Source organism: Oceanobacillus longus, assembly GCF_042650085.1.
In the GTDB taxonomy this organism is placed as follows: domain Bacteria; phylum Bacillota; class Bacilli; order Bacillales; family Amphibacillaceae; genus Oceanobacillus; species Oceanobacillus longus.
In genome coordinates this window covers 55,475-81,805 of record NZ_JBHSAO010000011.1, presented here as the reverse complement: position 1 = coordinate 81,805, position 26,331 = coordinate 55,475, and the positions used below count along the sequence as shown (strand labels likewise).

Below are 26,331 nucleotides of genomic sequence, written 5' to 3'. Positions count from 1 at the left end.
GAGTCAACTGTCCGTAGCTCCAATCAACTGCCATAAAATGATTACAACCATTCCCTTTTTGGGACATTGCACTAGCGGAGGAAATACACGAAGACTCCTGCGGGAAAGCGAAGACGATGAGACCCCACAGTGAGCGTTATTTGCTCGCGAGGAGGCTCATCGCGAGCCCGCGGAAAGCGAAGTGTATTTCCGAAGCGGTATTTTATGTCGCGGTTTATATACTTTGTAACAACAATTCTTTTTGGTAGGATGAGTAACCACAGTCCCAGTCTTTTAGAATACAACCTAAAGTGAAAAAGCATTTCATCTTGGTTATAAAAGATGAAATGCTTTTGTTTACTCAACTTTTGTTACAATGTCGATGATGTGCTGCCAGGTTTCTTTTTTGAGGGCGTCGGTTGGTACGCCGTCGCCGATGATTCCATAGCCAATCATTAATCCAACGACTAACGTAGCAGCAGCAATAATTAGCACAACAATAATACGAAGCCAAATTGGAAAAATACGGCGTCTCGGCTTTTTATTTTTCCTTTTTTCTTCTTTTTGTTTTACTTTTTGCTGTTTTCGGGTCTGCTTGTCAGTTTCTGAAACAGTTTTTTTGGACGCTACAGGTTTTTTACGCTTTTTTCCAGCGCTCTTTTCTTCCTTCAACGTCTTTCTTGACTGTTTTTCTGATTGGTTTGTAGACATAGTATGTTGCTCCTTATTCCCTTACAAATCACGTACTTTTATATAGTTGCAGTTTACCATAACAATGTGTGATTACATAGTATTTTGAAATATTTTGCGAACGTAACATTTTTACGACCTAAGTTGGTTTACGAGCCCCATCATTTGGTCGCCCATGGAGATGGTTCTTGAATTAAATTGATAGGAACGCTGTGTTACCATTAAATCTGCCATTTGCTGAGCGATATCAACATTGGACTGTTCCAGTGCACCGCTTTGCAAAACATCTGCATTCGGGGCAGTTGCCTGGATGATTTCTGCAGCATCAAATTCTAATTCTTCCATATCAGGCAGTCGGAATAGATTTTGACCGGCTGCTTCAAGCAATCGGGGCCGAACTGCTTCGACCACAGCAAGCTGCGCCTCTACAGCAGTCTGTCCTCCGCGTGAAACAATGATCTGCCCGTTTTCACGGATATCGATGGAATCGAATCCTTCTGCAATAACAATCGGGCCATCTTGACCAAGTACAGCATTACCGTCACCTGTAGTCAGCATGAGATCCTGATTATTGTTCATAGGGTTAAGAAAAAATGAGCCATCTCTCGTAAAGAGCGTATTTTCCTGACCATTTTCGTTTACCTGGATTTGGAATAGATGGTTGTCCTGTTTTAAGGCAGTGTCAAGTACGCGATCTGTCTCCAAGATGGAACCTAATGAGAGGTCAATATTTGTTGAACCTAATTTGGCTCCGGAACCGACCCGAATGCCATCAGGAGTCACTCGACCTTCAGCATTTGCTGGGTCAGACAAATTATTTACTTGTTGAATAAGCAGGGAGCTAAAATCGGCTTGACGGCCTTTATATCCGGTTGTCTGGCTGTTCGCCATATTATTCCCAATCAAATCGAGCTTTTGTTGCAGCTGATTCATGGTTACAGCCGCCTGTATCATCATCTGAGACATGATTGTCCCTCCTTAAAAAGGTATTGCCTATTGTTTCAAACATGAGCTACCAAACGCTAGCCCATACGCCCTAAACGGGGAAGCTCTTTAGGTCTTAACCGATTCTTCCTATTTCAGAGACCGTCTTACCTAAACTTTCGTCATAGGCGCGCAATACACGCTGGTTTGTTTCAAACATGCGATAAGCGGTCATCATGTCTGTCATTGTCTGTAACGTATTCACATTGGATTGCTCGAGGAAACCTTGCTGAATTGCATAGGTCGTACCAGCCGGGATAGGTTCTGTTTCACCTGCAAATAGGTCATTCCCTTCTTTTGTCAGTGTATTCGCATCTGTTGTATATGTAATTCCTAAAGGTGTAGCCTGTTCCTCTGTTTGCAAGATTCCTTCCGGAGTGAGCCTAAACTCCATTCCATTTGTCTGAATTGGATTGCCTGCTTCATCAAGCACATAATAGCCATGATTTGTTACCAGAAAACCTTGGCCATCTACTGTGAAATTACCATTCCGTGTAAATCTCGTTTCTCCGGCATCATTTTGGACTGTGAAAAACAGAGACCCTGTTTCATCGGGCAGCATACCATTTACAATAGCTAAGTCCGTTGAGATTCCTGTTTCTCTTGTATCACCCTGTTTAAAGTTCGGAACGGTTTCCTGCACGTATACACCAGTATTGATGGAACCAATCGTATTTTGAACAGGAAGGTTTAATCCACCTTGCGAAGTTGGAATATTTTTAGAAGAACCCATTTCACTTAGCAGCATTTCAGGAAAGGCACGTATGGACGTTTGGTCAGCTTTATAGCCTGGGGTATTCGCATTAGCAATATTGTTTGACAGTGCTTCCTGCTGACGTTGCTGCGTAATCATTCCACTCGCTGCTGTATAAAAACCTCTTAACATATCTGCTCCTCCTTTAAAACGGGACAGAGGGACAGGTTCACTGTCCCAACAAGGGTCTCGCTCTTCTCAACCCGGGACGAGGTTCCTGTCCCCACGTCCCACTAGCCGATTTTTCTTCGTTCTATTTTATCAATGTTTTCAAGCATCATTCCGGTTCCTTTTGCCACACAATCCATGGGATCCTCGGCAATAAATACAGGTACTTTTAACTCTTCTGCCAATAGTTGATCAATGCCATGAAGCAATGCTCCACCGCCAGTAAGAATAACACCACGGTCAATAATGTCTGCAGACAATTCCGGTGGAGTTTGTTCAAGTACGGATTTAGCTGCTTGTACAATTAATGCGACAGATTCATTTAATGCAGCATGTATTTCTTTCGACCCGATAGTAATCGTCCTTGGTAATCCTGTTACCATGTCACGACCGCGGATATCCATTGTCTCGTTGCGGGAATCATTGAATACCGTTGCTACATTAATTTTAATATCTTCTGCCGTTCTTTCTCCAATTAGTAACTTATATTTCTTCTTAATGTACTGGAGAATGTCGACATCAAACTTATCACCAGCCATTTTAATTGATTCGGATGTAACAATGCCACCCATGGAAAGAACAGCAACATCCGTTGTTCCTCCACCAATATCAACGACCATATTTCCGCTTGGCTGATAAATTTCCATTCCAGCTCCAATTGCGGCTACTTTTGGTTCCTCTTCCAGATAAACCTTTTTGCCTCCGGATTTCTCAGCAGCTTCCTTGATTGCTTTCTGCTCGACTTTTGTAATATTCGTCGGGCAGCAAATAAGCATCCTCGGTTTAGAAAGAATTCCTTTTACATTAATTTTATTTATAAAATGCTTTAACATCGCTTCTGTTACATCAAAGTCAGCAATTACTCCATCTTTTAATGGACGGATGGCTTCAATATTTCCTGGTGTGCGTCCAACCATACGACGTGCTTCTTCTCCAACCTCAAGCACTTTTCCAGTGTTCTTATCCATTGCGACAACGGATGGTTCATTTAATACAATACCTTTGCCTTTTACGTGAATCAGAACATTGGCAGTTCCAAGGTCGATTCCAATATCTCTAGAAAACATGTATCTAGATCCTCCTAGCGTTACTAACTTGCATCGTCATTTAGACATAATGCTACTAATATGATATTTTACCACAAATTACATCATTTAACTGTAGTTTGATTAAATTTATTATGTATAAAAAAGAGGAAGTTGTTGAAGGGGCACACAAAAGCCCGGATGAAGTATCCGGGTGTTTGTTATAGCGATGTGTTTGCGATGTGTTGCATTATCTTCGTCTTATATTACCTCAGCCTGCAGGTTTTTCCTGTGGCTCATTTTTACTGTCTAATTTATATTTTTGCCTTGTTGCTTCTCCTCCCCTTAAATGTCGGATTGCTTTATGGTATTCGAGAATTTCCTTTACCTGGTTAGAAAGTTCAGGATTTATTTCCGGTAAACGTTCTGTCAAATCTTTATGGACTGTGCTTTTGGAGACACCAAATTCTTTCGCTATCGTTCGGACCGTTTTTCTTGTCTCTACGACATGTCTTCCTATCCTGATTGTTCTCTCTTTGATGTAATCATGCACACCGTTCGCCTCCCTAAGTTGTTTAATTCCGAGGTGTGGGTCGAGACATGGTGTTGCTTGGGATATGAGAATTCAATGAACAGCGCTGTAGTGAAGAATATTGGGTATGTATCACCGATTCAACAATTTGAACAATTGATTCAAAACGGCTGTGGGGTGAATATTCCATGTGGAAAGCATAAGGAAGATCATTACGACGATGGCACACAAGCTCTCACCTCAGACAATTCGATTGCATGGTTTGTAACATCTTATTAGAATAGTGCCTGCTTTATGATTAAATTTGTACAATTCATGCGTTGGACAAGATGTATTTTTATCTATTTGGGAAAATGGAATAAAAATAAAATACAAATTTTGGTTAGAAAACTGTTATGCGGCGATCTTTTGGACAAATCCTTCATCGATTAGAAAACTTGGCATTCGCCAAGCCTTTGGGCGATGCCTTAGTTGCACTTATGCAGAAAGAAATATGGATATACTTTCTTTACTGCCAAAAGAGCCACTGCATCGTCATATAGAATGACAATGCAGTGGCTTTCTTGAAGGAAAAGATGAATTACAATTCCTTTATGGCATCAATTGGTAGTCTGCTGAAGAAATAATCACTCCGCTTTTCAATAAAGTATGTATAAGATTGAGTCAATAGGCTCTTATCCTCTTTCGCTTTCCCTAAATAATAGAGTTGGAAAGGGGTTTTTTGCGGCAAGTCTTCGAGTAATTCGATAGCTTTCGATTTATTTCCTTTTGCAAGTTCAACATGGGCTTGTTCAGCAATATCCGTTGTGGTGACGTTGTCAACCTCATTAAAATGGGAAGATAAAAATGGAATATTTTTATTCTCAAGGATATGGATCAAGTGCGTGTTATTCAGTTCTTTGGAGATCTCCAGTGCTTTGTTCAGATGATACATTCCTTTTTCATAGGTATCAAAAGTATAGGACAATCCGAGATGGGTGTGAATGCAGGCGTGGACAGATTTACTGTCAATCATATTCAATGAACGATAGGCATATTTTCTTGCCATAATTAATTCATTCCGCATCAAATGATAGATGATATTAATTCGATACACTCGGACTTTGAAATAGCTTACAATAATTCGCTCTTCTATATTTGAAAAATACTGCTTGTACGTCACCATGAGGTTTCCTACTTGATTATATTGAGCTAAACGTTGATAGGCATCTTCCTTAATTACTTCCATCAAAAATAATAATTCTGGTTCATTGGTCGAATATTGATTGATATAATTTCGCAATCTCTGTAGTGTTTCATGTGGGTTATCCCTCCACAGTGTCTGATCCAGCATGATTCGGTAAAGGAGACCCCATAGCCGGTTGGAAGGATTGTCCGACTCCATATTCTTTTCAATCAGGATTTCAAGTTCATTCATAAAACCATGCATATATAAATATTCCATACCTTTTTTCTGTATATTCTTTGAGGATGATTGGAGGCAGGTTTTTTTCATCATTTCTTTGACCGACTCTGAATTGTTTTCTTCACTTAATAAATTCATCATTTCCGTTATGGTTAGCTCCGATTGCGATGTCATTAACTTTTCCAGTAACAATTTTATGCCTCCTTTTCCCAATAGTGGAAAATTATCTCTATTTTCTGCAACAATAATATAGTATCATATATTACAAGGGAAAATATGTGTTATCGTTCGACATTTTCCGCATGAATGGTGATTCATTCACTAGTATCATTTTCCAGGAAAAAGAAAAATACCCCTGGTACGTTTAAAAGTACCAGGGATATCTCATTTACGCATTTTCATCTTCTACAGCGTCATCGGACTCTTCATCCGTTTCTTCTTCTGTGTCATCAGAATCATCTTCTGGTGAATCTTCATCCTCAATCACATCTTCGGATTCATCTGTAGCGTCTGTTTCCTCATTGACAGCAGAGTCATCTTCTGCTTCTTCTGTAGCATCTGTTTCCTCGTTTACAGCAGAGTCATCTTCTTCAGATACGCTTCCTAAGCTGCTTACAGGCTGATTGAAATAGCTTTCCGGGTTTATTTCTTTCCCATCTTTTCTAATTTCAAAATGGACGTGGGTACCGTTGTCTTTCCCAAACAGGTTTTTACCTGCTGTTCCGACTGTATCACCCTGAGTCAATTTGGATCCTGCAGTAACAGTGACTTCATCAAGACTAGCATAGTAGGTTTTCACACCATCTTCATGCGTTAGAACAACAACATTGCCTAATAACGGATCTTCTTTCACTTCTTCGACTGTACCACTAATTGCAGCGATAACGTCGAACGTTTCAGCGTTGGCTGATGCAATATCAACCCCTGTACTTTGATAGAATCTATTATTGTATTCTATCAATGCATTCTCGCGATCTGCTTGTTCTGCGTTGTAATCGAAAAATTTAGTTACGATTTCTGCTTGATCCATGTTAGCTACTGGCATTTGTATTAACTCTTGCTGGTCAATTACTGGTTCTGCTTCCTGTTCATCCAAAACTGGAGAATAGTTGTCAGTCAGTTCCTGATCGTCTGTAGCATCTGGGATTTGATTATCCATATTTTGATACCACACCACAACCGATAGTAAAAGTGCTGCAATCGTCAAATACACAGCCGGGAAAAACCATTTCTTCCGGTAAATGCGACTCCATTTATTTTTTGGACCGCCGTTGAACTCTTCATTCATAATTAATCACCTCTGCAACCATTGTGAGCAGAAATGTTAGAATATATACATCCGATTAAAAAAAATTATTGATTTTATGGATTTTTTTTATGTTTTGGGGGAAGTTAAGAGTTTTGAGGGATCGATTCTGGGTTGGTTGGAAGTTGGACGGAGTATGGTATAGCCTGGGTTTGGTCGTTATGTTGCAGAGAGTTTTTAACGCTCCTGTGCGTTTATTGTATTTCTTCAGTTTTATAAGTTTTTGTTACGTACAGAGTTTTTGCTATTTTAAAAAATGTATAAACTACGATGTGACTGCTGGTTGATTTCTATCCGTATGTAGAAACTTCGGCGACCGCACTGGGGAAATATACTGCGCTTTCCGCGGGCGGCTGGTGAGCCCCTTCATGCTGACGCATTTCAATGTCTCACCTATGCCTTTCCTCCCGCTGGAGTCTTCGTATATTTCCCCAGAGCTGGTTTTAAAGTTACAAACTGATAACTGCATTAGAGATTTTAAAAATCAGATCACCAAGCTTCACCAGTCCGGGTGAGCGGAGGGCGGTGACTCCTGCGGGAACAGCACGTGTCCGAAGACCCCGCAGAGTGGTCTTCTCGAGGAGGCTGAGGCCGTGCCCGCGGAAAGCATCCGCCCAGAGCGCTCCCGGACGGCAGCAATAACACATATCCTGAAAATAATTCTATAGTTACATCACAGTTTATCTCAACTCTGCGATGCCTAAGAAGCAACAAACACATGAAAGAGCCAAAATCAAAAATCCCTCGTCTACTTGGAGACGAGGGCTGGTACTGCGTCCGTTATCGTACTGATTGCTACATCCTTATAATAGTATTGAACAATTTCCTCATACGTCTTTCCTTCTTTTGCCATTCCATTAGCGCCATATTGACTCATTCCAATACCATGCCCAAAGCCTTCTGTAGTGAAAATCAAATGTCCATTGTTTTGTTTTATTTCAAAGTCGCTGGATTTCAAATCGAGCTTTTCCCGGATATCCCTACCAGTGAACGTATATCCTTCAATGCCAATTTCACTGACACGGCCGCTTTCGGTTCGTTCCAATTCAATGAATAGCGGGGAGTCCTCCGGTAAATCTAATTCAAGCGCAGCTTCAACCTGAGCAATCGTATAAGTCTGCTGGCCAAGGAATTGGGGTGAGTCCTTATCCCACGGGCTTTCCACACTTCTTAAATAGGAAATCTCATTTTCCCAATAATCTTCGGAGTTTTCCGTATGTCCATTACTTGTAGAAAAGAATGCTGCTGTAATTGGTGCATCATTAAAGGTTAATATTTGCCCTTTTGTCGCATTGACGGCTTCTTTTATTTTGTTCATCTTTTCTGTGTATTCGCCGCCCCATTCTTTTTGCAGTTCCGTTTCGCTTTTATAAACCTGATGCTGAACTGTATCTGTTAAATCATAATCGTCTGCTTCATCACCGTGCAATAAATGACTCACGGTAAATGTTCTGGCAGCTAGCGCCTGGGCCTTTAATGCTTCCAATTCAAATTTAGTCGGCATCTCTGAGGCGACAACCCCAGCAACATACGTTTCCAAGGGAACATCCTCTACCGTCTCTACATTGGACCGCATGACCGCAACAGAAAATGGCGATGAATCGATTTCCACAGCCGGATCCGCACTCGTCTCAGGCGCTGCGATATCCTCCTGTTTACTGTCTCCAAAGAAAGCAACAATGGATGCGGGGATCGCCAGGATTAACACGAGGAGAACAGATAAAAAGAATGCTGCCGGCAATTTCCAAGTTCGGGTTTTTCGATTATTGAAATAAAGTGTTTTTCGATTTTTTAAGGGAATGATCTTCTTGATTTGCGATGTTTGGTCATTTATAAGATTCGTTTTCCTTTGCTGGCTCTTCATTATTTGTTTCTTAAATGAAGATTTCTTTTTTCTCCATGCTTTTGGAACTGGTCGATGTTTTTTCACAGCTTTCCCCCTTGCAGCGATTAAATTGGGTCATTTATTCTAGCATCCCTACTAAACAATTTATACATTGAAGAGCGAAAATAGACCTCATTTTTTTAACGTAATAATCGGGAGAAAGTGAATTATTTCGTTGCTACTGTTTCCGGCTGCTTTTTGAGCTGATTTTTATTTTCAATTGTTTCATCATATAAATGGCAGGCTACGAAATGGGCTTGCTCTACTTCCTGCCAGACAGGTTTGATTTGCGAACAAACTTCCATTGCCATTGGACAACGTGTGCGAAATACACATCCGCTTGGCGGGTTAATTGGGCTTGGTAATTCCCCCTCCAAAATAATTCTTTCTCTTTTCTCCTCGATATCGGGATCCGGTATCGGAATGGCAGAGAGCAAGGCTTGCGTGTATGGGTGTAGTGGTTTTTCATAGAGCTCAGCACTATCTGTCAGCTCAACCATATTCCCTAAATACATCACACCAATGCGATCCGAGAATTGTTTGACCATCGATAAATCATGGGCAATAAACAAAAACGTCAATCCCTTATCTTCCTGCAATTGTTTCATCAGATTAACCACTTGGGCTTGCACAGAAACATCCAATGCAGATATAGGCTCATCTGCAATAATAAAATCTGGGTTCAATGCCAATGCCCTGGCGATCCCGATTCGCTGACGCTGCCCACCACTGAATTCGTGGGGATAGCGATTGGCATGTTCACGATTAAGCCCTACTTCTTCCAGCAGTTCGTATACCCGCTCTGTGACTTCTTCTTTTGTTTTATATAATTTATGAACTTCCATCGGCTCAGAAATGACTTCCCGGACGGTTGACCTTGGATTCAAGGATGCATAGGGATCCTGGAAAATCATCTGCATTTTACGATAGAATTTGAATCGTTCCTTTTCATTCAAGTCATGGACATTTTCATTATCAAAAATAACATCGCCATCTGTTTTCTTATACAGTCCAAGAATCGTCCGTCCAATTGTAGATTTTCCACAACCGGATTCACCAACAAGCCCGAACGTTTCCCCTCTGTTCACATGAAAGCTCACATCATTTACCGCCTGTAAAAGCTCGCCTTTACCCATATCAAAATATTTTTTTAGACTTTTGACTTCCAGTATTTTGTTTTCCATCTTTAACTCTCCTCTGCTGCTTGCCAGTATCGCCTTGCTGCACAAAGCTCTTTTTCATATTTTGTTCCTTTAATAGGGGTAATTTCGATTCCTTTCCCGGTTTGAGGAGAATGGAGCATCTGACCGTCTCCATAATAAATTCCTACGTGATGAAGGCTTCCTTTTCCTTCTTCATATGCGAAAAAGAGCAAATCACCAGGTTCCAGCTGATCAAAATCGACTTCCACTCCTGCAGCCGCCTGGTCTCCAGCATCCCGTGCAATTTGATAGCCGTTCGCCTTATGAGCCGCATAGGCAAGGCCAGAGCAATCATAGCCAAACGAACTCATCCCACCCCAGAAATAATCCAGACGAATATAAGGTTCTGCCGCTTTTACAATATCCTGGCCACTTCCTTTGTTAAGGCCTTTATCCGTTTTAAAAATTTGTACCGCATCAATCGGAAAAAACTTGTCACCATGTGGAGTGAAGACCTTTATGCGCGTTGTTCCAGTTTCTATGACTGGCAAAAAGGTCATATAGCTGAGCTTCATAAATGGTTCCCCGTCCTCCGCTTCCAGCCATACCTTGTCGTGAATAACTGCGGCAGTTTCTGCAGTTTGCCATTCACCTTTGTTCACCTTCGTTAATTGGGTGATTGGGACCCAACCAGGATAGCCACGTTCATCTTTGTTCGATGGCTGAGAAGGAATAATCACACTGGCCCAGTTGGCAGTAGTTTCCGTAACTAGAACAGGCTCACCATATAAAATTTGAGTCTGTACCCGATTTTCATTACACAAAGCCAGACTCGCTTCATAGGAAAGACTATCAATCCACTTATCTATGTTTGTAGGATTTGCAGTTCCATATTGATCGATATCCCGCGCTGATTCTGGCTTTGTCCAGACGGTAGCCACCTGCGTAGTGGCTACCCATAGCTCTTTTGGAAATTGATCAAACGTTTGATTAAACATTGTTGGTGCTCCTTTCTTGAAAGGGAATGGTTGTGTGTTGCTTTGATTATTCGTGCTCATGCTTGGTGTTCAGCATTTTATTGCACAACTTCGGGACGGGGTTGCTCAACTTTTGGGCTTCTTTGCGCGACTTCGAGACGGGATTGCTCAACTTTGTGGCTTCTTTGCGCGATTTCGGACCGGGATCGCTCAACTTTGTCTTCTTTGCGCGACTTCGGACCGGGATCGCTCAACTTTGGTACTTCTTTGCGCGACTTCGAACCGGGATCGCTCAACTTTGCGGCTTCTTCGCGCGACTTCGGGAAGGAATCGCTCAACTTTGCGGCTTCTTTGCGCGACTCCGGGACGGGATCGCTCAACTTCCCTTCACACTACTCCACGATAAATGATTGATTCATTGATCTAATTCCCAATCCTGGCTCTTTTCCTAATTCAATCCTGCTATCTTTATACGTAATCCCGCCATTTACCATGTCTCCTGTGAGCATTAAGGGCGCATCGAAATCATATCTTGTTATGTTCGGCTGACTGGCAGCGAAATGCGCCGCAGCTGTAATCCCTATTTTAGTCTCAATCATACTTCCGACCATGCAATCCACACCGTAACTTTCTGCGAGCTTTGCAATTTTCATTGCCTGGTGGATACCGCCAGCTTTCATTAATTTTATATTAATTAAATCCGCCGCGCCCATGGACAGGATTCGCTTTGCATCCTGTGGTGAAAATACACTTTCATCTGCCATGATTGGTGTTTCTGTATGTTGCGTTACGTATTTTAATCCTTCAAAGTCATGTGCATTAACTGGTTGTTCAATTAATTCAATCGTAAGGCCGAGGTCTTCCATCTTTCCAATGGCACGGACTGCTTCTTTTGCCTGCCAGCCTTGATTTGCATCAAGGCGAATCAGTACATCCGGACCAATTTCCGCTCTGATTGCCTGGATTCGCTTAATGTCTGTTGCAATCTCATCCTTGCCCACTTTAACTTTTAAGACCGAAAACCCGTTATTGATATACTTCCTGGCGTCCTGGGCCATCTCTTCCGGACGATTCACACTGACGGTATAGTCCGTCTCGATACGTTCACGATATCCGCCAAGAAATTGATGGAGTGGCATATTCGCCTGTTGTGCGATACAGTCATAAAGCGCCATATCAATTGCAGCTTTTGCACTCGTATTGCGAACCATACTCTCTTCAACTTTTTCAAACAATTGTTCTCTCGCGTTTAGTGATTCACCGATTAGGATCGGTTTAAAAATCGATTCGATCGCGTACTGAATACTCGCAAGACTATCTCCAGTGATGACATGTGTTGGTGGTGCCTCTCCCCAGCCAACAGTACCATCTTCACAAGCAATTTTTACGATGATTGTTTCTGCAACTGTTACTGTTCTTAGCGCTGTTTTAAAGGGTGTATGCAATGGGATTCCTCCCCGAAAGGTTTCGATTGATGCGATTTCCAAGCAGCTCACCTCCTGAATAGTTTAATAACTTCCTCGTTTTAAAGCAGGTTCCATATTTATTTAACGCCTGGTTCAATCACAAATGTTCTATCTTCCGTTGATAGTTTAGCATTTGCACCGAGTGGCACGGAGAAATTCGGAAAACAATGACCGATTTTAAAACCACTCAGTACAGGTCCATTAAAGTCAGTGAAATAGTCTTCAAAAACCTGGTGCATCGTGAGTGATGAACTTAAGTTTGTCGCCGATTCAGCAAAGTCTCCAATTACAATTCCTGCAGCATCCAAGAGTTTCCCCGCGAGCCTCAGCTGGTTCAGCATGCTATCAATACGATAGGGTTCCTCTCCTATATCTTCCAGAAGGACTAGTTTATCTTTCGTATTAATCTCATAGGGTGTACCAAGTGTACTAATTAGTAATGATAGATTCCCGCCAACCAGTTGCCCATGGGCCTTTCCTGCAGCATATGCTTTTAACGGGTTTATTTTTTCACGATAGCTTAATTCCGTTGGTTCAAAAAGTTGTTGAAACAAACCTCCAGTAAACGCATCAAATTCATCTTTCGCTACATCTGAAGCAAGCATTGGCCCGTGGAATGTAATTAAATCCGTTTGTTGACGTATTGCTGTATGTAAATAGGTTATATCACTATAGCCCCAAATAATCTTAGGGTTTCGTTTGATTAAGTTATAATTGATTTGGTCAATGAGACGTCCTGTTCCGTAGCCACCTCGGGCAAAAATGATTGCTTTTATTTTCCTATCTGCAATCATGTCATGAAAATCTTCCAAGCGTTGTTCGTCTGTTCCGGCCAAATAACCACGAACTTCCTTAATATTTTTTCCCAATTTAACATGGAGCCCAATATTTTCAAAAAATGGAATTGCCTTGTTTAATTTTTCCAAATCGGGTGGACCTGCTGGCGCTATAACTCCAATTTTATCGCCTTTTTTCAATCGAGTTGGACGAATCATTCGCAACCCTACTTTCCATTATGATGTATGTAATAAAAAACGTGTGTATGTATAGATGAAAAGGGAGAGGCTCACATACAAAAAATGTAAATGAGCCATTCCCCTAACTATTTAGTTATTGATCAGCCTGCTTCTTAGTTCTTATCCGCAAATTTCAAGTCAAAGTATCCTACTGGGTGGCGGAGGATGCCTTCAATGCTGTCTGCTTCTAGGACTACTGTATTGTAGTAGCGGATTGGCATTGCTACCATTTCTTCAGCAAGTAGTTTTTCAGCTTCATAGAGATACTCGTAACGTTTTTCTTCATCCGTTTCTGATTTACCTTTCGCAATCAATTCATCATATTCTGCATTGGACCAGCCAGTACGGTTCATATATGAATCTGTGATAAAGCTTTCCAAGAAGTTAACTGGATCACTGTAATCATTGATAAATGAACTACGGGAAAATTGAAGTTCCAGATTTTGCTGTGCTTCCGCAAATACGTTCCATTCCTGGTTTTCCAGTGTTACCTCAACGCCAAGGTTTTCGCTTAGCATGCTTTGCATTGTTTCAGCAACTGCTTTGTTCGTATCACTTGTATTGTACGATAATACGACTGGCGGTAATTCTTCATAACCTTCCTCAGCCATACCTTCTTCAAGTAATTGTTTTGCATAATTCGCATCAAATGATACAAGATCTCCATTTCCATCACGGAAGTCTTCACCAGATGGTGTTGTAAATCCAGGAGATACAAATCCATAGGCAGGTTCTACACCATTTTTAACAACAAAGTCTGCAATATCCTGTCTATTCACAGCATATGCAAATGCCTGTCTGATTTTTTTGTTTTGGAAAGGTTCTTCCGTAATGTTAAAACGGAAAAATTCCAAACCACCATAGTTTCCAATATATACATTATCTCCCTCGAGCAGCTCATCCGATAATTCAGGAGGGACAGTTGCTGTATCAAGATCTCCTGTTTCAAACATTTGATATTGCGTATTTGTATCGTTTACCATCGCCCAGTGAACTTTATCCAATTGAACGGTGTCAGCATCCCAGTACTCCGGGTTCTTAGCGAATACCATCTCGCTGTCATGTTCCCATGATTCAAGCATAAAAGGTCCGTTCGCTACAAAAGAATCTGCTTCTGCATGCCAGTCTGGATTCGCTTCTGCTACCTTATGGTTGATTGGGAAGAATGCTGGGTTTGTTAATACATCCAGGAAGAAACCTGTTGGAGCTTCCAATACCACTTCCAATGTCTTTTCGTCTATCGCTGTTACAGCAACATCATCTGCTGAACCTTCCCCATTATTAAAGGCTTCTCCACCTTCAATAAAATAGGCAAGGAATGCTGCTGCAGAAGCTGTATCCGGTGAAAGCATGTATTTCCATGCATACACAAAGTCCTCTGCTACTACCGGGTCCCCATTTGACCAGTTCGCATCTTCACGGAGATGGAATGTATAAGTTAAACCATCTTCAGAGAGATCCCAGTCCTCAGCTACTCCTGGTCCTGCAACTGAATCCTGATCTAATCGAGTCAAACCTTCCATTAAGTTGTTTAGTGGATCCCATGAAACGGCATCAAAGCCAATCGATGGATCGAGTGATGTAGGTTCAACGCCATTGTTTAAACGTAGCACCTTTTCATCGCCATCACTTTCTTCTTCCGTTGCTTCTGTTTCACTATCTTCTGTTTCTGTTTCCGTTTCCTCTGCACCTGCCTCATCCGGCTCTTCTTCAGACCCAGCATCTTCATTTGCAGTACATGCGGCAAGTACAGCTACTGTAGTTAAAGCAAGTAAAAATAATAGTAACTTCTTCATTTCTTTTTCCCCCTTTTTTATTTGATTGCTGCTTCTAAAAGTTGTTTAGCCCGTTCATCCTGAAGCCAGCAGTTCACTTGATGAGAACCTGTTAGCTCAGTATTTGCGGGATAAACTTTATCACACACCTCCATGGCAAATGGACATCTTGCTGTAAAAGGACATCCTACTGGAGGTGAGAATAAATCTGGTGGCGTGCCATCAATTGGAGTCAATCTCGCTTCTTTCAAATCCAATCGTGGAACAGATTTCAATAACCCTTTTGTATACGGGTGCTGCGGTTCATAAAATATTTCACGCTTCGTTCCCGTTTCGATAATTTTACCGGCATACATGACTGCAATCCGGTCAGCAATTTTTGCTACGACACCAAGATCATGTGTAATCAGGATGATGGAAACTCCCGTTGTGTTCTGGATTTTTTCAAAGAGTTCTAGAATTTGCGCCTGAATGGTTACGTCCAGTGCGGTTGTTGGTTCATCTGCGATCAAAAGATCGGGTTCACATATTAGTGCAATGGCAATAACAATACGTTGTCGCATCCCACCACTAAACTGATGGGGGTATTGCTTCAAGCGTTCTTCTGGATTGGAAATTCCAACAAGATCCATCATTTCTATCGCTTTATCCTTCGCCTCTTCACCAGATACATGTTTATGTTGCCTCAGGCCTTCCATCAACTGTGTGCCAATAGTCAATGTAGGATTCAAAGCAGTCATCGGGTCCTGAAAAATCATGGATATATCAACGCCACGAATCGAGCGCATTTTCTTCTCTGAATACTTCGCCAAATCCTGTCCTTTAAAAAGAATGGATCCATTTGTAATTTTTCCCGGAGGATTAGGGATCAGTCGCATGATCGCATTCGATGTTACGCTTTTCCCACAGCCGGATTCGCCAACGATTGCCAGCGTCTCACCTTCATTTAAATGAAAATTAACTCCACGGACTGCTTTTACCGTCCCACCATATGTACTGAACGTAACGTGGAGATTTTCCACTTTCAGGATTTTTTCCATGTCCTCACCTACTTCCTTAATTTCGGATCAAGTGCATCTTGAAGTCCATCGCCGAGTACGTTGAAAGCAAACATCGTAAAGGAGATAAAGAATGCCGGGAAAAATAATGTCCACCAATTCCCTGACAAAATAGCTCCTAAAGAATCATTCGCCATTACACCCCAACTTGCATAGGGGGACTGGATACCCAGGCCGATAAAACTCAAGAATGCTTCTGCAAAAATGGCTGAAGGAACGGTTAGTGTCATCTGAACAATAATCGGCCCCATCGAATTTGGGAGTAAATTTTTCCTAATAATTCGGGATGACTTCGTTCCAAATGATTTGGAAGCGAGGACAAATTCATAATTCTTAATTTGCAGAACTTGCCCCCTTACAATTCGAGCCATTCCGACCCATCCGGTGACCGTTAATGCAATGATTATCGTCGATAGACTTGGGCCTAATACGACAAGTAACAAAATAACAACGAGTAAATATGGTAGACCATATAAAATTTCAATGATCCGCATCATAATATTATCGGTGCGGCCACCTTTATAGCCGGAAATACCGCCCCAGATGATTCCGATGGTCACATCAATCAACGCAGCCATTAATCCGACAAAGAGAGAAATACGTGCCCCGTACCATGTTCTCGTAAATACATCCCTGCCAGCATTATCAGTGCCAAACCAGTGTTCCGCTGAAGGGGACTGATATTGGTTCGGCAGGTCCTGTGTATTCACTTCATAAGGAGATAAAATAGGTCCAAAAATTGCCATGATCGCAAGGAGAACCAAAAAGACCAATCCAAGCATCGCCATTTTGTTTTTAATTAATCTTCTCCATGCATCCTGCCAGTAGGAAAGGGAGGGTCTTGCAACCGCCTCCGCTTCCCCTTTATCTTTGTCCTTCCAATTAAACCAATCATCTGGTATTTGAGAGGGAGAATGTGTTGTCTTTACGTCATTCGTAGTTTTCATTCTATTCCCCTCCTTTTTTATGGAACTTGATACGAGGATCCAAGATTCCATATGCGATATCAACCAGGAAGAGCATTAGAATAAGAAATGCACTATAAAATACCGTTGTTCCCATAATTACCGGGTAATCTCGTTGATTAATACTTTCAACAAAATATTTTCCCATTCCAGGAATTGCAAAAATTTGTTCAATAACAAAGGTTCCTGTTAAAATGCCCGCTAGTAATGTTCCCATAATGGTAACAACCGGCATCAGCGCATTTCTGAGTGCATGCTTGAATACAATCTTCCATGGAGATAATCCCTTCGCACGCGCCATTTTTATGTAATCCTGTGTTAAAACTTCAAGCATTGTCGAACGAGTAAGCCTTGCAATAATTGCCATCGGTCCTGTAGCAAGCGCAATAACCGGCATGACCATATGCGCCGGACTCGACCATGTTGCAGGTGGTAGAATTTCAAAATTTACAGCGAGTTGTTGAATGAGTAATGTAGCCAATATAAAATTTGGTATTGAGATTCCTAATACGGCAAAACCCATGGATAGATAATCTATAAAGCCATTATGTTTTAATGCGGCAACAATACCCAAAATAATTCCCGATATCACCGCAACGATAATCGTTACCATTCCTAGTTCTAATGAAATTGGAAACCCTCTTCCCAGCAGGTCATTAACCGATTGATTCGGTTGTTTGATAGAAGGGCCAAAATCAAATGTAGCAATAGATTTCAAGTAATTAACATATTGAATGTGATACGGTGCATCCAAATTATAATGCGCTTCCAAATTAGCTTTAATCGTCTCATTTGAAGATTGTTCACTATTAAATGGTGAACCAGGGACACTGACCATTAATATGAATGTCAATGTAATAATAATCCAAAGTGTTATCAACATTATCCCGAAGCGTTTTAATATGTATTTCAGCAAGACTTCCCACCCCCGATGTAAACTGCTTTTCTCTTTTTATACTGTTATTATGAAAATGTTGTGTGCATCGCTAACTCCGTCATCACGAGCATTGCTTTATACGCTTCCAGAATATCATCTGCCTCATAGCGGACAATGGTTGTTCCTGGTTCGATCTCCGTTTTCGGCATCAAATTTGCCCATTCCGCCTGCCCGTAATTATTAAATTCAATTTTCAGGATCGGCTTTTCTGGTGGAATCAGCGGTTTTACCCGATGTCGTTTTTTAAATGCCTCCGTAACTTTTTCAGTTAAAAGCTCTCCTGCCTTCTTAGGAGTTAAGCTTTTGACCGAAGACCTTGAGATTGTTTCCTTTACTGCTACGGTCGTTACATTCGGAATTAACTCCTCCGCCTCTTTTGCTGCCTGATCATCTCCCGATACCAAAACAACTGGAACCCCGAAATAACCGGCAACATAGGCATTAAATCCCATCTCCCCGACAATGTGATCATTAATATAAAAGTTCCGTACAGCATGAATCATCGAATGGGATAAGACACCCGCTTGTCCAGCCCTTGCATGATACCCAATAAACATCGCAGCTCCATATGTATGGTCCAATCCCTGCAACATCGAGAAAGGTTTTACATCTCCAGTTATTAATAAGGCGTCCGGATGAAGCTCATCAATAAGGATATTATTCATTTTCGAATGACTATCATTAACAAGTACCTCTTGACATCCAAATTGAAAAGCAGCATCTGCAACAAAATTCGTTTCATCTGTCATTATTTTTCTGGCGCGTTCATAATTATGTTTACTGGATTCAATATATGTATCATCAGGAACTCCAGTAATCCCTTCCATATCCACGGATAAGTATAGCTTCATGCTGTATCACCTTCATCGTCATTTTATTATTGTTAATTTTCTATTAATATTATCATAGAGTTTACGAAAAGAGAAGATTAATTTTTACTATTAGTCTGAATTTTAGTTGTATTTTTAATAGATTAGCTGATTGGATGTATTGTGGATAACATATTTTATGAGGTGGTAGAAGTTATTCAGTTGTGGATATTTTTTTGATTAGTAGTAGCGTATATTGTTGTTTGAAAATATAGGCACAAAAAAACAGGCGAGTCATTGACTTCACCTGTTTCTCCACTTTATTATATAATAAAAAATTACGATTATAATTCAGCAGCTATTCTTGCTTTATTGTAGTCTACTTCTTCTAATGGTGCGATGACATCTCCATTTTCATCGACACGTTCAATATCGGCACCTAATCCAGCTAATTTACCATCAATGTTAACATAACCTCTATCCAGATGTTTCAGCTCTGTAACACGTGTATGACCTTCTCCGACCAATCCAGCTAATATTAACGCCGCTGCAGCACGAAGATCGGTCGCTGAGACTTCTGCCCCTTGCAATGCTGATAATCCTTCAATGATGACACTACGGCCTTCTATCTTAATATTAGCATTCATACGTCTGAATTCTTCCACATGCATAAAACGGTTTTCAAATACCGTTTCTGTAATCACACCAGTTCCTTTTGCACGTAACATTAATGCCATCATTTGAGATTGCATATCTGTTGGAAACCCAGGATGTGGCAATGTTTTAATATCCGTTGACTTCAGTTCTTTTGGACCTATTACGCGAATACCGTTATCTTCTTCTAAAACTGTTACATTCATTTCCTCAAGCTTGGATATTACAGAACGTAAATGTTCACTGATTGCATTTTCAATCAGTACATTACCTCCAGTAATAGCTGCAGCTACCATAAATGTACCTGCTTCAATACGATCTGGGATAATGGTATGCTCTGCACCGTACAATTTTTCCACACCATGGATGCGGATCGTTTCTGTACCAGCACCAATAATTTTAGCGCCCATTTTATTAAGATAATTAGCTAAGTCTACAATTTCAGGTTCTTTAGCTGCATTCTCAATGATTGATTTTCCATCTGCAAGTGCAGCGGCCATCATAATATTTTCAGTTGCACCAACGCTTGGCATATCTAAATAAATTTTAGCACCTTTTAGGCGACCATCCACTTTTGCTTCAACAAAGCCGTTGCCAACATGAATGTCAGCACCCATTGCTTCGAATCCTTTCAAATGTAGATCAATTGGTCGGGAACCTATTGCACATCCACCCGGCATCGCAACCTTTGCGTGTCCATAACGGGCCAATAATGGTCCCAAAACAAGCACAGAGGCACGCATTTTCCGAACATATTCAAATGGAGCTTCTGTTTCCAGTTGTTTAGAAGCATCCACAAATACGGTATTTTTCTCTGCATTAAATTCTACATCGGCATTTAAATTTCTTATGACTTCATTGATTGTATATACGTCAGCTAAAACCGGTACCTCTTTGATTACACTCGTTCCTTCGCTTGCGGTAAGGCTTGCAGCAAGTACAGGAAGTACTGCATTTTTAGCACCTTCAACTCTTACAGTGCCATTCAATTGGTGTCCGCCTCTTACGATGATTTTTTCCATGTTTTAAAATCTCCTTCAGATCCAATTTCACTATATTAATATTCATGTATTAGGATAGGTGTTCCTATCGTGTATTCCAGATTCATTTCATCGTCCATTACTACAGCTATTTGCAGATTCATTGGGGCACCCTCTATGAAATAACTTTGCTTCCATAAGTCTGTATACCCGTAAATTATCTTTTCATGCATCGAATTTTCAATTGTATCGAATTGTGTCACGATATGTTGTAGTTTAAAATAATTTGTGATTTCCTCTACAAAAACATCAGTCTTCATTATACCACTATCTTCAGTTGTCAGACAAGCAAATGTTTTTAAAGAGTTTGTAAAGAATTTATCTTTAATCAAACGTTTGATTAATACGTAATCTTCTTGTATTTGTTCGTTCCATTGAATGCCTTCCACAACTACAACTATTTCTGCTTTAAATTGCTGATTTTTAGGTATTACTACACTATAAGATACGTCTAGTCCCACATCTTTGTGAACGTCCCTAAGAAGATATTTTATTACATTATCATCTTCCGTAATAGTGACTAAACTACTATCTTTGAATTCATTTACAATTCGTTCTGCTTTTTGCTTTCCTATGTTCTCCTTAAAAGTTACCTGCCAGTTTTCAATTGCTATCTTATTTTCTAAAGTGAATGCTGCCAAATCAATCATTTCATCTCTTTCCATCCCATTCACCATTGGTTTCGCTGTTATAAATAGAAGCAACACTAGTATTATCGTAATCTTTCTCATTAAAAAATCCCCCTGACATAAACTATTACTCATAGTTTTGACAAGGGGACCGAGTTACATACAAAACAAATTACGACAATCCTTAAAAAAGATATATTAAATCATTAGACCATCTGAGAATTTCAAGGAAAAACCCACTAACACCCGTTCCAATTACAATGGTGATAAACAATAGAAATATTCTTCCCTCCGTTGTTCGTCCCTTTTTCATAATTGGTTCAAAATTCATAGCTAGGACCAATCGCCATGTTATATAAATAAAGATTATGTGTGAAATCATACTAATTAAAGCCATTTGTCCGATCGAAATCATAAGTAATCCACCTCAATTTAAATTCTATTTGTAACTCTGACATCTATTCATAAAAATGTCAATTGATTGCGTTTTTGCAACATGGAAAGTCGAATCATGCAATTTGGTTCCATATCCGATTGCACGTAACTCCATTTCCCGGGAAATATCGACAAAATATAAAAGCAAAAATCTCCTATAACATGTTGTTATAGGAGATTTTGTTTGTACATTATCAGTTACCTACATTCAGGCGATTCATTGCGCGTTTGAGTGCTAATTCAGCCCGCGTTTTGTCAACAGTGTCTTGTTTTGCTTGAAGACGACGTTCTGCGCGTTCTTTTGCTTCTTTCGCACGTTGAACATCAATCTCTGTCGCTTTTTCAGCAGATTGGGCAAGAATCGTCACTTTATCAGGTTGTACCTCCATAAAGCCACCATTTACAGTCAGTTTTTTCGTCTCATTACCATTTTTCAGACGAACAGCACTGATTTGTAATGGCGCTACAAGAGGAATATGACCCGGTAATATACCGATTTCACCAGTTTCAGCTTTACAGACAACCATGTCAAAACTACCTTCTAAAACCGGACCGCTAGGAGTAACAACACTCACATCCAGTGTTTTCAATGTAACCCCTCCTAAGACTGGCAAGAAGAAAGCTTTGATGTATCGTTTATGACATCAAAGCATGTTCAAGGAGTTTCCTTGATCCTTCGAGCAATTGTCTATTATTCCATACCTTTTGCTTTTTCAACTACTTCTTCGATACGGCCTACAAGACGGAATGCATCCTCTGGTAGGTCATCATATTTCCCATCAAGAATCTCTTGGAATCCAGCTACTGTTTCCTGAACAGGTACATAAGAGCCTTTTTGTCCTGTGAATTGTTCAGCAACGTGGAAGTTTTGAGAAAGGAAAAATTGGATACGACGTGCACGGGAAACGATCATTTTATCTTCGTCACCTAGTTCATCCATACCAAGAATTGCGATAATATCTTGTAATTCTTTATATTTTTGCAGTGTTTGCTGCACTTCTGTTGCTACTCTGTAATGTTCATCGCCAACAATTTCTGGATCTAGTGCACGTGAAGTGGATGCTAATGGATCCACCGCAGGATAGATACCTTGCTCAGATAGTTTACGATCCAAGTTTGTCGTCGCATCCAAGTGAGCAAATGTTGTTGCTGGAGCCGGATCTGTATAGTCATCGGCAGGTACGTAGATCGCTTGGATGGAAGTTACGGAACCTTTATCTGTAGATGTAATACGTTCCTGTAATTGTCCCATTTCCGTTGCAAGTGTTGGCTGGTAACCAACCGCAGACGGCATCCGACCTAGTAGTGCTGATACTTCAGAACCTGCTTGTGTAAAGCGAAAAATGTTATCGATGAAGAGCAATACGTCTTGTCCTTGATCATCACGGAAATATTCAGCCATTGTAAGTCCTGTTAGCGCTACACGCATACGTGCACCAGGTGGCTCGTTCATTTGTCCAAATACCATCGCTGTTTTCGCGATAACACCGGAATCTTTCATTTCATAGTAAAGGTCATTCCCTTCACGTGTACGTTCCCCAACACCTGCGAACACGGAAATACCACCATGCTCTTGGGCGATGTTATTGATTAACTCCTGGATTAATACGGTTTTACCTACACCCGCACCACCAAATAGACCGATCTTACCACCTTTAATATATGGTGCTAATAAGTCTACAACTTTAATCCCTGTTTCTAAAATTTCTGTTTCAGTAGACAGGTTTTCAAATTTAGGTGCTGCTCGGTGAATTGGATCTACTCGGACATCTGCTGCTAATGGTTCGTCCAAATCAATATTTTCACCAAGTACATTAAAGACGCGTCCTAATGTAACATCTCCTACCGGTACAGAAATCGGTCTTCCAAGGTTTTCAACTACTGCTCCACGTTTAACGCCGTCTGTTGAAGACATTGCAATCGTACGAACACTGCGATCACCAAGATGAAGAGCAACTTCCAATGTAAGGTCTGTATTATTTTCATTATGGACAACAATTGCGTTATAAATATCTGGTAACTCGCCGTCTTCGAATTTCACGTCAACGACTGGTCCCATTACTTGAGTAACGTGTCCTTTGCTCATCGATTTCCCTCCTAACTAACTTTAAAGCGTGAGTGAGTGCTATTCTTGCGCTGCTACCCCACCAACAATCTCCGTGATTTCCTGAGTAATAGATGCTTGACGTGCACGGTTATAGGTCAATGATAAGTCACCGATAAGGTCTTCCGCATTATCTGTTGCACTTCTCATTGCTGTCATACTCGCCGCATGCTCACTTGCTTTTCCATCTAATAATGCTCCAAAAATTAAGCTTTCTGCATACTGTGGTAAAAGAACTTCTAATATTTCTTCTTGATTCGGATCATATTCATAGTCACTGTTAACTGCACCTTCGTTATGTAAGTTCTCAATAGGAAGCAATTTCTTGGCTGTTACCTGTTGGGAAATTGCACTTACATAGTGGTTATAGATAATATTTAACTCATCAATTTCTCCGTCAATATACATTTGAACTGTTTCTTGGGCAAGTTCTTTGATTTCAGCAAATTTTGGATGGTCTGCTACACCAATAATACTTTTTGTAATAGGCAAGTCACGCTTCTTACAATAATCATAGCCCTTACGTCCAACGGCAATGATTGTGTATTCATCCTTACTTTGATGTCTTTTTTGAATCGTATTGATTAAGTTTTTCAATACATGACTATTGTATGCTCCAACCAAACCACGGTCTGATGTGATTACCATATAACCGGTTTTCTTCACTTCCCGTTTTGTAAGCATTGGATGCCCGATATCAGTGCTGTTTGCAATACTTGCAACAACTTCCTGTATTTTATCTGCATACGGTACGAATCCTTTGGCATTTAATTCTGCTTTACTCATTTTAGAAGCAGATACCATTTGCATAGCACCCGTAATTTGTTTTGTCTTTTTTGTCGAATCAATTCGAGCTTTCAAATCTCTTAGTGATGCCAAGCTTTTTCACCACACTTTCCTGACAGAGGTTGGGTCCAGGAAGAAATAAGTATTCCTGGTCCATTCTTCTCTTTCCTGAAATCTATTTGGAAGATCTATCCTTTTTCAGGGGCAGATCATCGATTCATTAATTGTTTGTCGGTAAGAATGTTTTCTTGAATGTTTCAATAGCTGATCTCATCTCACCATCATCCGGAAGATTACCTGTTTCACGGATTGTAGTAAGCAATTCATTACGATTGCTTTCAAGCCATACATTCATTTCACTTTCGAAACGAAGTACATCTTCCACTGGAATATCATCAAGGAAACCTTTCGTTAATGCAAACAGAATCATAACCTGTTTTTCAACAACCATTGGTTTATGCAATCCTTGTTTCAATACTTCCACTGTACGTTGTCCACGATTCAATTTAGCTTGTGTCGATTTATCAAGATCTGAACCAAATTGTGAGAACGCTTCTAGCTCACGGAATGAAGCCAGGTCTAGACGTAATGTCCCTGCTACTTTTTTCATTGCTTTAATTTGCGCAGAACCACCTACACGGGATACAGATAATCCGGCATTAATCGCTGGACGTACACCCGAGAAGAACAAATCAGATTGCAAGAAAATTTGTCCATCTGTAATGGAAATTACGTTTGTTGGAATATATGCAGCAATATCGCCAGCTTGTGTTTCAACGAAAGGAAGTGCAGTTAGAGAACCGCCACCTAATGCGTCACTTAATTTAGCAGCACGTTCCAATAGGCGTGAATGTAAGTAGAATACATCCCCTGGGAATGCTTCACGACCTGGAGGACGACGTAGTAATAGGGAAAGTTCACGATATGCAACAGCTTGTTTCGATAAATCATCATAAACAACCAATACATGCTTACCGTTATACATGAACTCTTCACCCATTGCTACACCTGCATATGGTGCAAGGTATAATAATGGAGCTGGATCAGCTGCACCAGCAGACACGACGATGGTATAATCCAATGCACCATATCTACGGAACGTTTCTACTGTATTTCGAACCGTTGATTCTTTTTGACCAATTGCTACGTAAATACAAATCATATCTTGATCACTTTGATTCAAAATCGTATCGACAGCAACTGTCGTTTTACCTGTTTGACGGTCACCGATAATCAGCTCACGTTGTCCACGACCGATTGGTACTAATGCATCAATCGCTTTGATACCTGTTTGTAATGGTTCATCAACTGATTTACGATCCATAACACCAGGTGCCGCCGCTTCAATTGGACGAGATTTAGAAGATTCAATCGAGCCTTTACCATCAATCGGTTGTCCTAGTGGGTTCACAACGCGTCCCAATAATTCTTCTCCAACTGGTACTTGCATGATACGGCCTGTACGACGAACTTCATCGCCTTCTTTAATTTCAGTGTAAGGTCCCAGAATAACAATACCTACGTTGCTTTCCTCAAGGTTTTGCGCTAATCCCATAACACCATTAGAGAATTCAAGCAATTCTCCAGCCATTGCGTTTTCAAGTCCGTGCGCACGTGCAATACCGTCCCCGATTTCAATAACTGTTCCTACATCATTAACTTCGATGTCTGTATCAAAATTTTCAATTTGCTGTTTGATTAGTGTACTGATTTCTTCAGCATTAATGCTCATACCATTTCACCCCTATCATCATTTATTACATTTTAAAAATGTACTAAGGCATGTAGCTTTCTAATTTTCTTCCATAGA

Annotated in this window: 25 protein-coding genes; 1 reads left to right on the top strand and 24 read right to left on the bottom strand. The window is 40.6% G+C overall.

Annotation, left to right across the window (positions count from 1 at the left end):
• Positions 1 to 336: 336 nt before the first annotated feature.
• The 5 genes from ACFOUV_RS14465 to spoIIID form a co-directional block, all read right to left on the bottom strand.
• The gene (locus tag ACFOUV_RS14465; RefSeq protein WP_379497494.1) at positions 337 to 690 is read right to left on the bottom strand and encodes a DNA-directed RNA polymerase subunit beta; all 354 of its coding nucleotides are present in this window, start codon (positions 688 to 690) and stop codon (positions 337 to 339) included.
• A gap of 111 nt (positions 691 to 801) precedes the next feature.
• On the bottom strand, positions 802 to 1,635 hold the full coding sequence (locus ACFOUV_RS14460; protein WP_379497493.1) for a flagellar hook-basal body protein: 834 nt from the start codon (positions 1,633 to 1,635) through the stop codon (positions 802 to 804).
• A gap of 94 nt (positions 1,636 to 1,729) precedes the next feature.
• Positions 1,730 to 2,539 (bottom strand): flagellar hook-basal body protein, encoded by an 810-nt coding sequence (locus ACFOUV_RS14455; protein ID WP_379497492.1) that lies wholly within the window; start codon positions 2,537 to 2,539, stop codon positions 1,730 to 1,732.
• A gap of 101 nt (positions 2,540 to 2,640) precedes the next feature.
• Positions 2,641 to 3,642 (bottom strand): rod shape-determining protein, encoded by a 1,002-nt coding sequence (gene mreB, locus ACFOUV_RS14450; RefSeq protein WP_379497491.1) that lies wholly within the window; start codon positions 3,640 to 3,642, stop codon positions 2,641 to 2,643.
• 229 nt (positions 3,643 to 3,871) lie between these two features.
• Positions 3,872 to 4,153, bottom strand: a complete 282-nt coding sequence (spoIIID, locus tag ACFOUV_RS14445) for a sporulation transcriptional regulator SpoIIID (RefSeq protein WP_379497490.1) — start codon at positions 4,151 to 4,153, stop codon at positions 3,872 to 3,874.
• A gap of 75 nt (positions 4,154 to 4,228) precedes the next feature.
• On the opposite strand from spoIIID, the gene ACFOUV_RS14440 reads away from it, so the two are divergent.
• Positions 4,229 to 4,411, top strand: a complete 183-nt coding sequence (locus tag ACFOUV_RS14440) for a hypothetical protein (protein WP_379497489.1) — start codon at positions 4,229 to 4,231, stop codon at positions 4,409 to 4,411.
• A 301-nt stretch (positions 4,412 to 4,712) separates the two neighbouring features.
• On the opposite strand, the gene ACFOUV_RS14435 is transcribed toward ACFOUV_RS14440, so the two are convergent.
• From ACFOUV_RS14435 to atpA, 19 genes are all read right to left on the bottom strand, one after another.
• Entirely contained in the window at positions 4,713 to 5,729 is a 1,017-nt protein-coding gene (locus tag ACFOUV_RS14435) for an AimR family lysis-lysogeny pheromone receptor (RefSeq protein WP_379497488.1), read from the bottom strand.
• A 196-nt stretch (positions 5,730 to 5,925) separates the two neighbouring features.
• Positions 5,926 to 6,825: a peptidoglycan DD-metalloendopeptidase family protein gene (locus ACFOUV_RS14430; RefSeq protein WP_379497487.1), complete on the bottom strand. Its 900-nt coding sequence runs from the start codon at positions 6,823 to 6,825 to the stop codon at positions 5,926 to 5,928.
• Positions 6,826 to 7,591: 766 nt separating this feature from the next.
• Positions 7,592 to 8,773: a stage II sporulation protein D gene (spoIID, locus tag ACFOUV_RS14425; RefSeq protein ID WP_379497486.1), complete on the bottom strand. Its 1,182-nt coding sequence runs from the start codon at positions 8,771 to 8,773 to the stop codon at positions 7,592 to 7,594.
• 122 nt (positions 8,774 to 8,895) lie between these two features.
• Positions 8,896 to 9,912, bottom strand: coding sequence for an ABC transporter ATP-binding protein (locus tag ACFOUV_RS14420; protein WP_379497485.1), 1,017 nt, complete (start codon positions 9,910 to 9,912; stop codon positions 8,896 to 8,898).
• A gap of 2 nt (positions 9,913 to 9,914) precedes the next feature.
• Positions 9,915 to 10,868, bottom strand: coding sequence for a C40 family peptidase (locus ACFOUV_RS14415; protein WP_379497484.1), 954 nt, complete (start codon positions 10,866 to 10,868; stop codon positions 9,915 to 9,917).
• A 371-nt stretch (positions 10,869 to 11,239) separates the two neighbouring features.
• Positions 11,240 to 12,334 carry a mandelate racemase/muconate lactonizing enzyme family protein gene (locus ACFOUV_RS14410; protein ID WP_379497483.1) on the bottom strand — a complete coding sequence of 365 codons (1,095 nt, stop codon included), beginning with the start codon at positions 12,332 to 12,334 and terminating at the stop codon, positions 11,240 to 11,242.
• Positions 12,335 to 12,390: 56 nt separating this feature from the next.
• Positions 12,391 to 13,308, bottom strand: a complete 918-nt coding sequence (locus tag ACFOUV_RS14405; protein WP_379497482.1) for a S66 peptidase family protein — start codon at positions 13,306 to 13,308, stop codon at positions 12,391 to 12,393.
• Between the two features lie 134 nt (positions 13,309 to 13,442).
• Positions 13,443 to 15,125, bottom strand: coding sequence for a peptide ABC transporter substrate-binding protein (locus ACFOUV_RS14400; RefSeq protein WP_379497481.1), 1,683 nt, complete (start codon positions 15,123 to 15,125; stop codon positions 13,443 to 13,445).
• Positions 15,126 to 15,142: 17 nt separating this feature from the next.
• Entirely contained in the window at positions 15,143 to 16,144 is a 1,002-nt protein-coding gene (locus ACFOUV_RS14395) for an ABC transporter ATP-binding protein (RefSeq protein ID WP_379497480.1), read from the bottom strand.
• A gap of 8 nt (positions 16,145 to 16,152) precedes the next feature.
• Complete coding sequence (locus ACFOUV_RS14390) at positions 16,153 to 17,109, bottom strand: ABC transporter permease (RefSeq protein ID WP_379497479.1); 957 nt, start codon at positions 17,107 to 17,109, stop codon at positions 16,153 to 16,155.
• 1 nt (position 17,110) lies between these two features.
• Positions 17,111 to 18,043, bottom strand: coding sequence for an ABC transporter permease (locus tag ACFOUV_RS14385; protein ID WP_379497478.1), 933 nt, complete (start codon positions 18,041 to 18,043; stop codon positions 17,111 to 17,113).
• Positions 18,044 to 18,090: 47 nt separating this feature from the next.
• Complete coding sequence (locus tag ACFOUV_RS14380) at positions 18,091 to 18,915, bottom strand: M55 family metallopeptidase (RefSeq protein WP_379497477.1); 825 nt, start codon at positions 18,913 to 18,915, stop codon at positions 18,091 to 18,093.
• A gap of 302 nt (positions 18,916 to 19,217) precedes the next feature.
• Positions 19,218 to 20,549, bottom strand: coding sequence for a UDP-N-acetylglucosamine 1-carboxyvinyltransferase (gene murA, locus ACFOUV_RS14375; protein ID WP_379497476.1), 1,332 nt, complete (start codon positions 20,547 to 20,549; stop codon positions 19,218 to 19,220).
• Between the two features lie 35 nt (positions 20,550 to 20,584).
• Positions 20,585 to 21,298: a YwmB family TATA-box binding protein gene (locus ACFOUV_RS14370; protein WP_379497475.1), complete on the bottom strand. Its 714-nt coding sequence runs from the start codon at positions 21,296 to 21,298 to the stop codon at positions 20,585 to 20,587.
• A gap of 82 nt (positions 21,299 to 21,380) precedes the next feature.
• Positions 21,381 to 21,611, bottom strand: coding sequence for a DUF1146 family protein (locus tag ACFOUV_RS14365; RefSeq protein WP_379497474.1), 231 nt, complete (start codon positions 21,609 to 21,611; stop codon positions 21,381 to 21,383).
• A gap of 214 nt (positions 21,612 to 21,825) precedes the next feature.
• Complete coding sequence (locus tag ACFOUV_RS14360) at positions 21,826 to 22,221, bottom strand: F0F1 ATP synthase subunit epsilon (RefSeq protein ID WP_379497473.1); 396 nt, start codon at positions 22,219 to 22,221, stop codon at positions 21,826 to 21,828.
• A 101-nt stretch (positions 22,222 to 22,322) separates the two neighbouring features.
• The gene (gene atpD / locus ACFOUV_RS14355; protein WP_379497472.1) at positions 22,323 to 23,717 is read right to left on the bottom strand and encodes a F0F1 ATP synthase subunit beta; all 1,395 of its coding nucleotides are present in this window, start codon (positions 23,715 to 23,717) and stop codon (positions 22,323 to 22,325) included.
• A gap of 39 nt (positions 23,718 to 23,756) precedes the next feature.
• Positions 23,757 to 24,614, bottom strand: coding sequence for an ATP synthase F1 subunit gamma (gene atpG, locus ACFOUV_RS14350; protein WP_379497471.1), 858 nt, complete (start codon positions 24,612 to 24,614; stop codon positions 23,757 to 23,759).
• Positions 24,615 to 24,741: 127 nt separating this feature from the next.
• Positions 24,742 to 26,253 (bottom strand): F0F1 ATP synthase subunit alpha, encoded by a 1,512-nt coding sequence (gene atpA / locus ACFOUV_RS14345; protein ID WP_379497470.1) that lies wholly within the window; start codon positions 26,251 to 26,253, stop codon positions 24,742 to 24,744.
• Positions 26,254 to 26,331 lie beyond the last annotated feature (78 nt).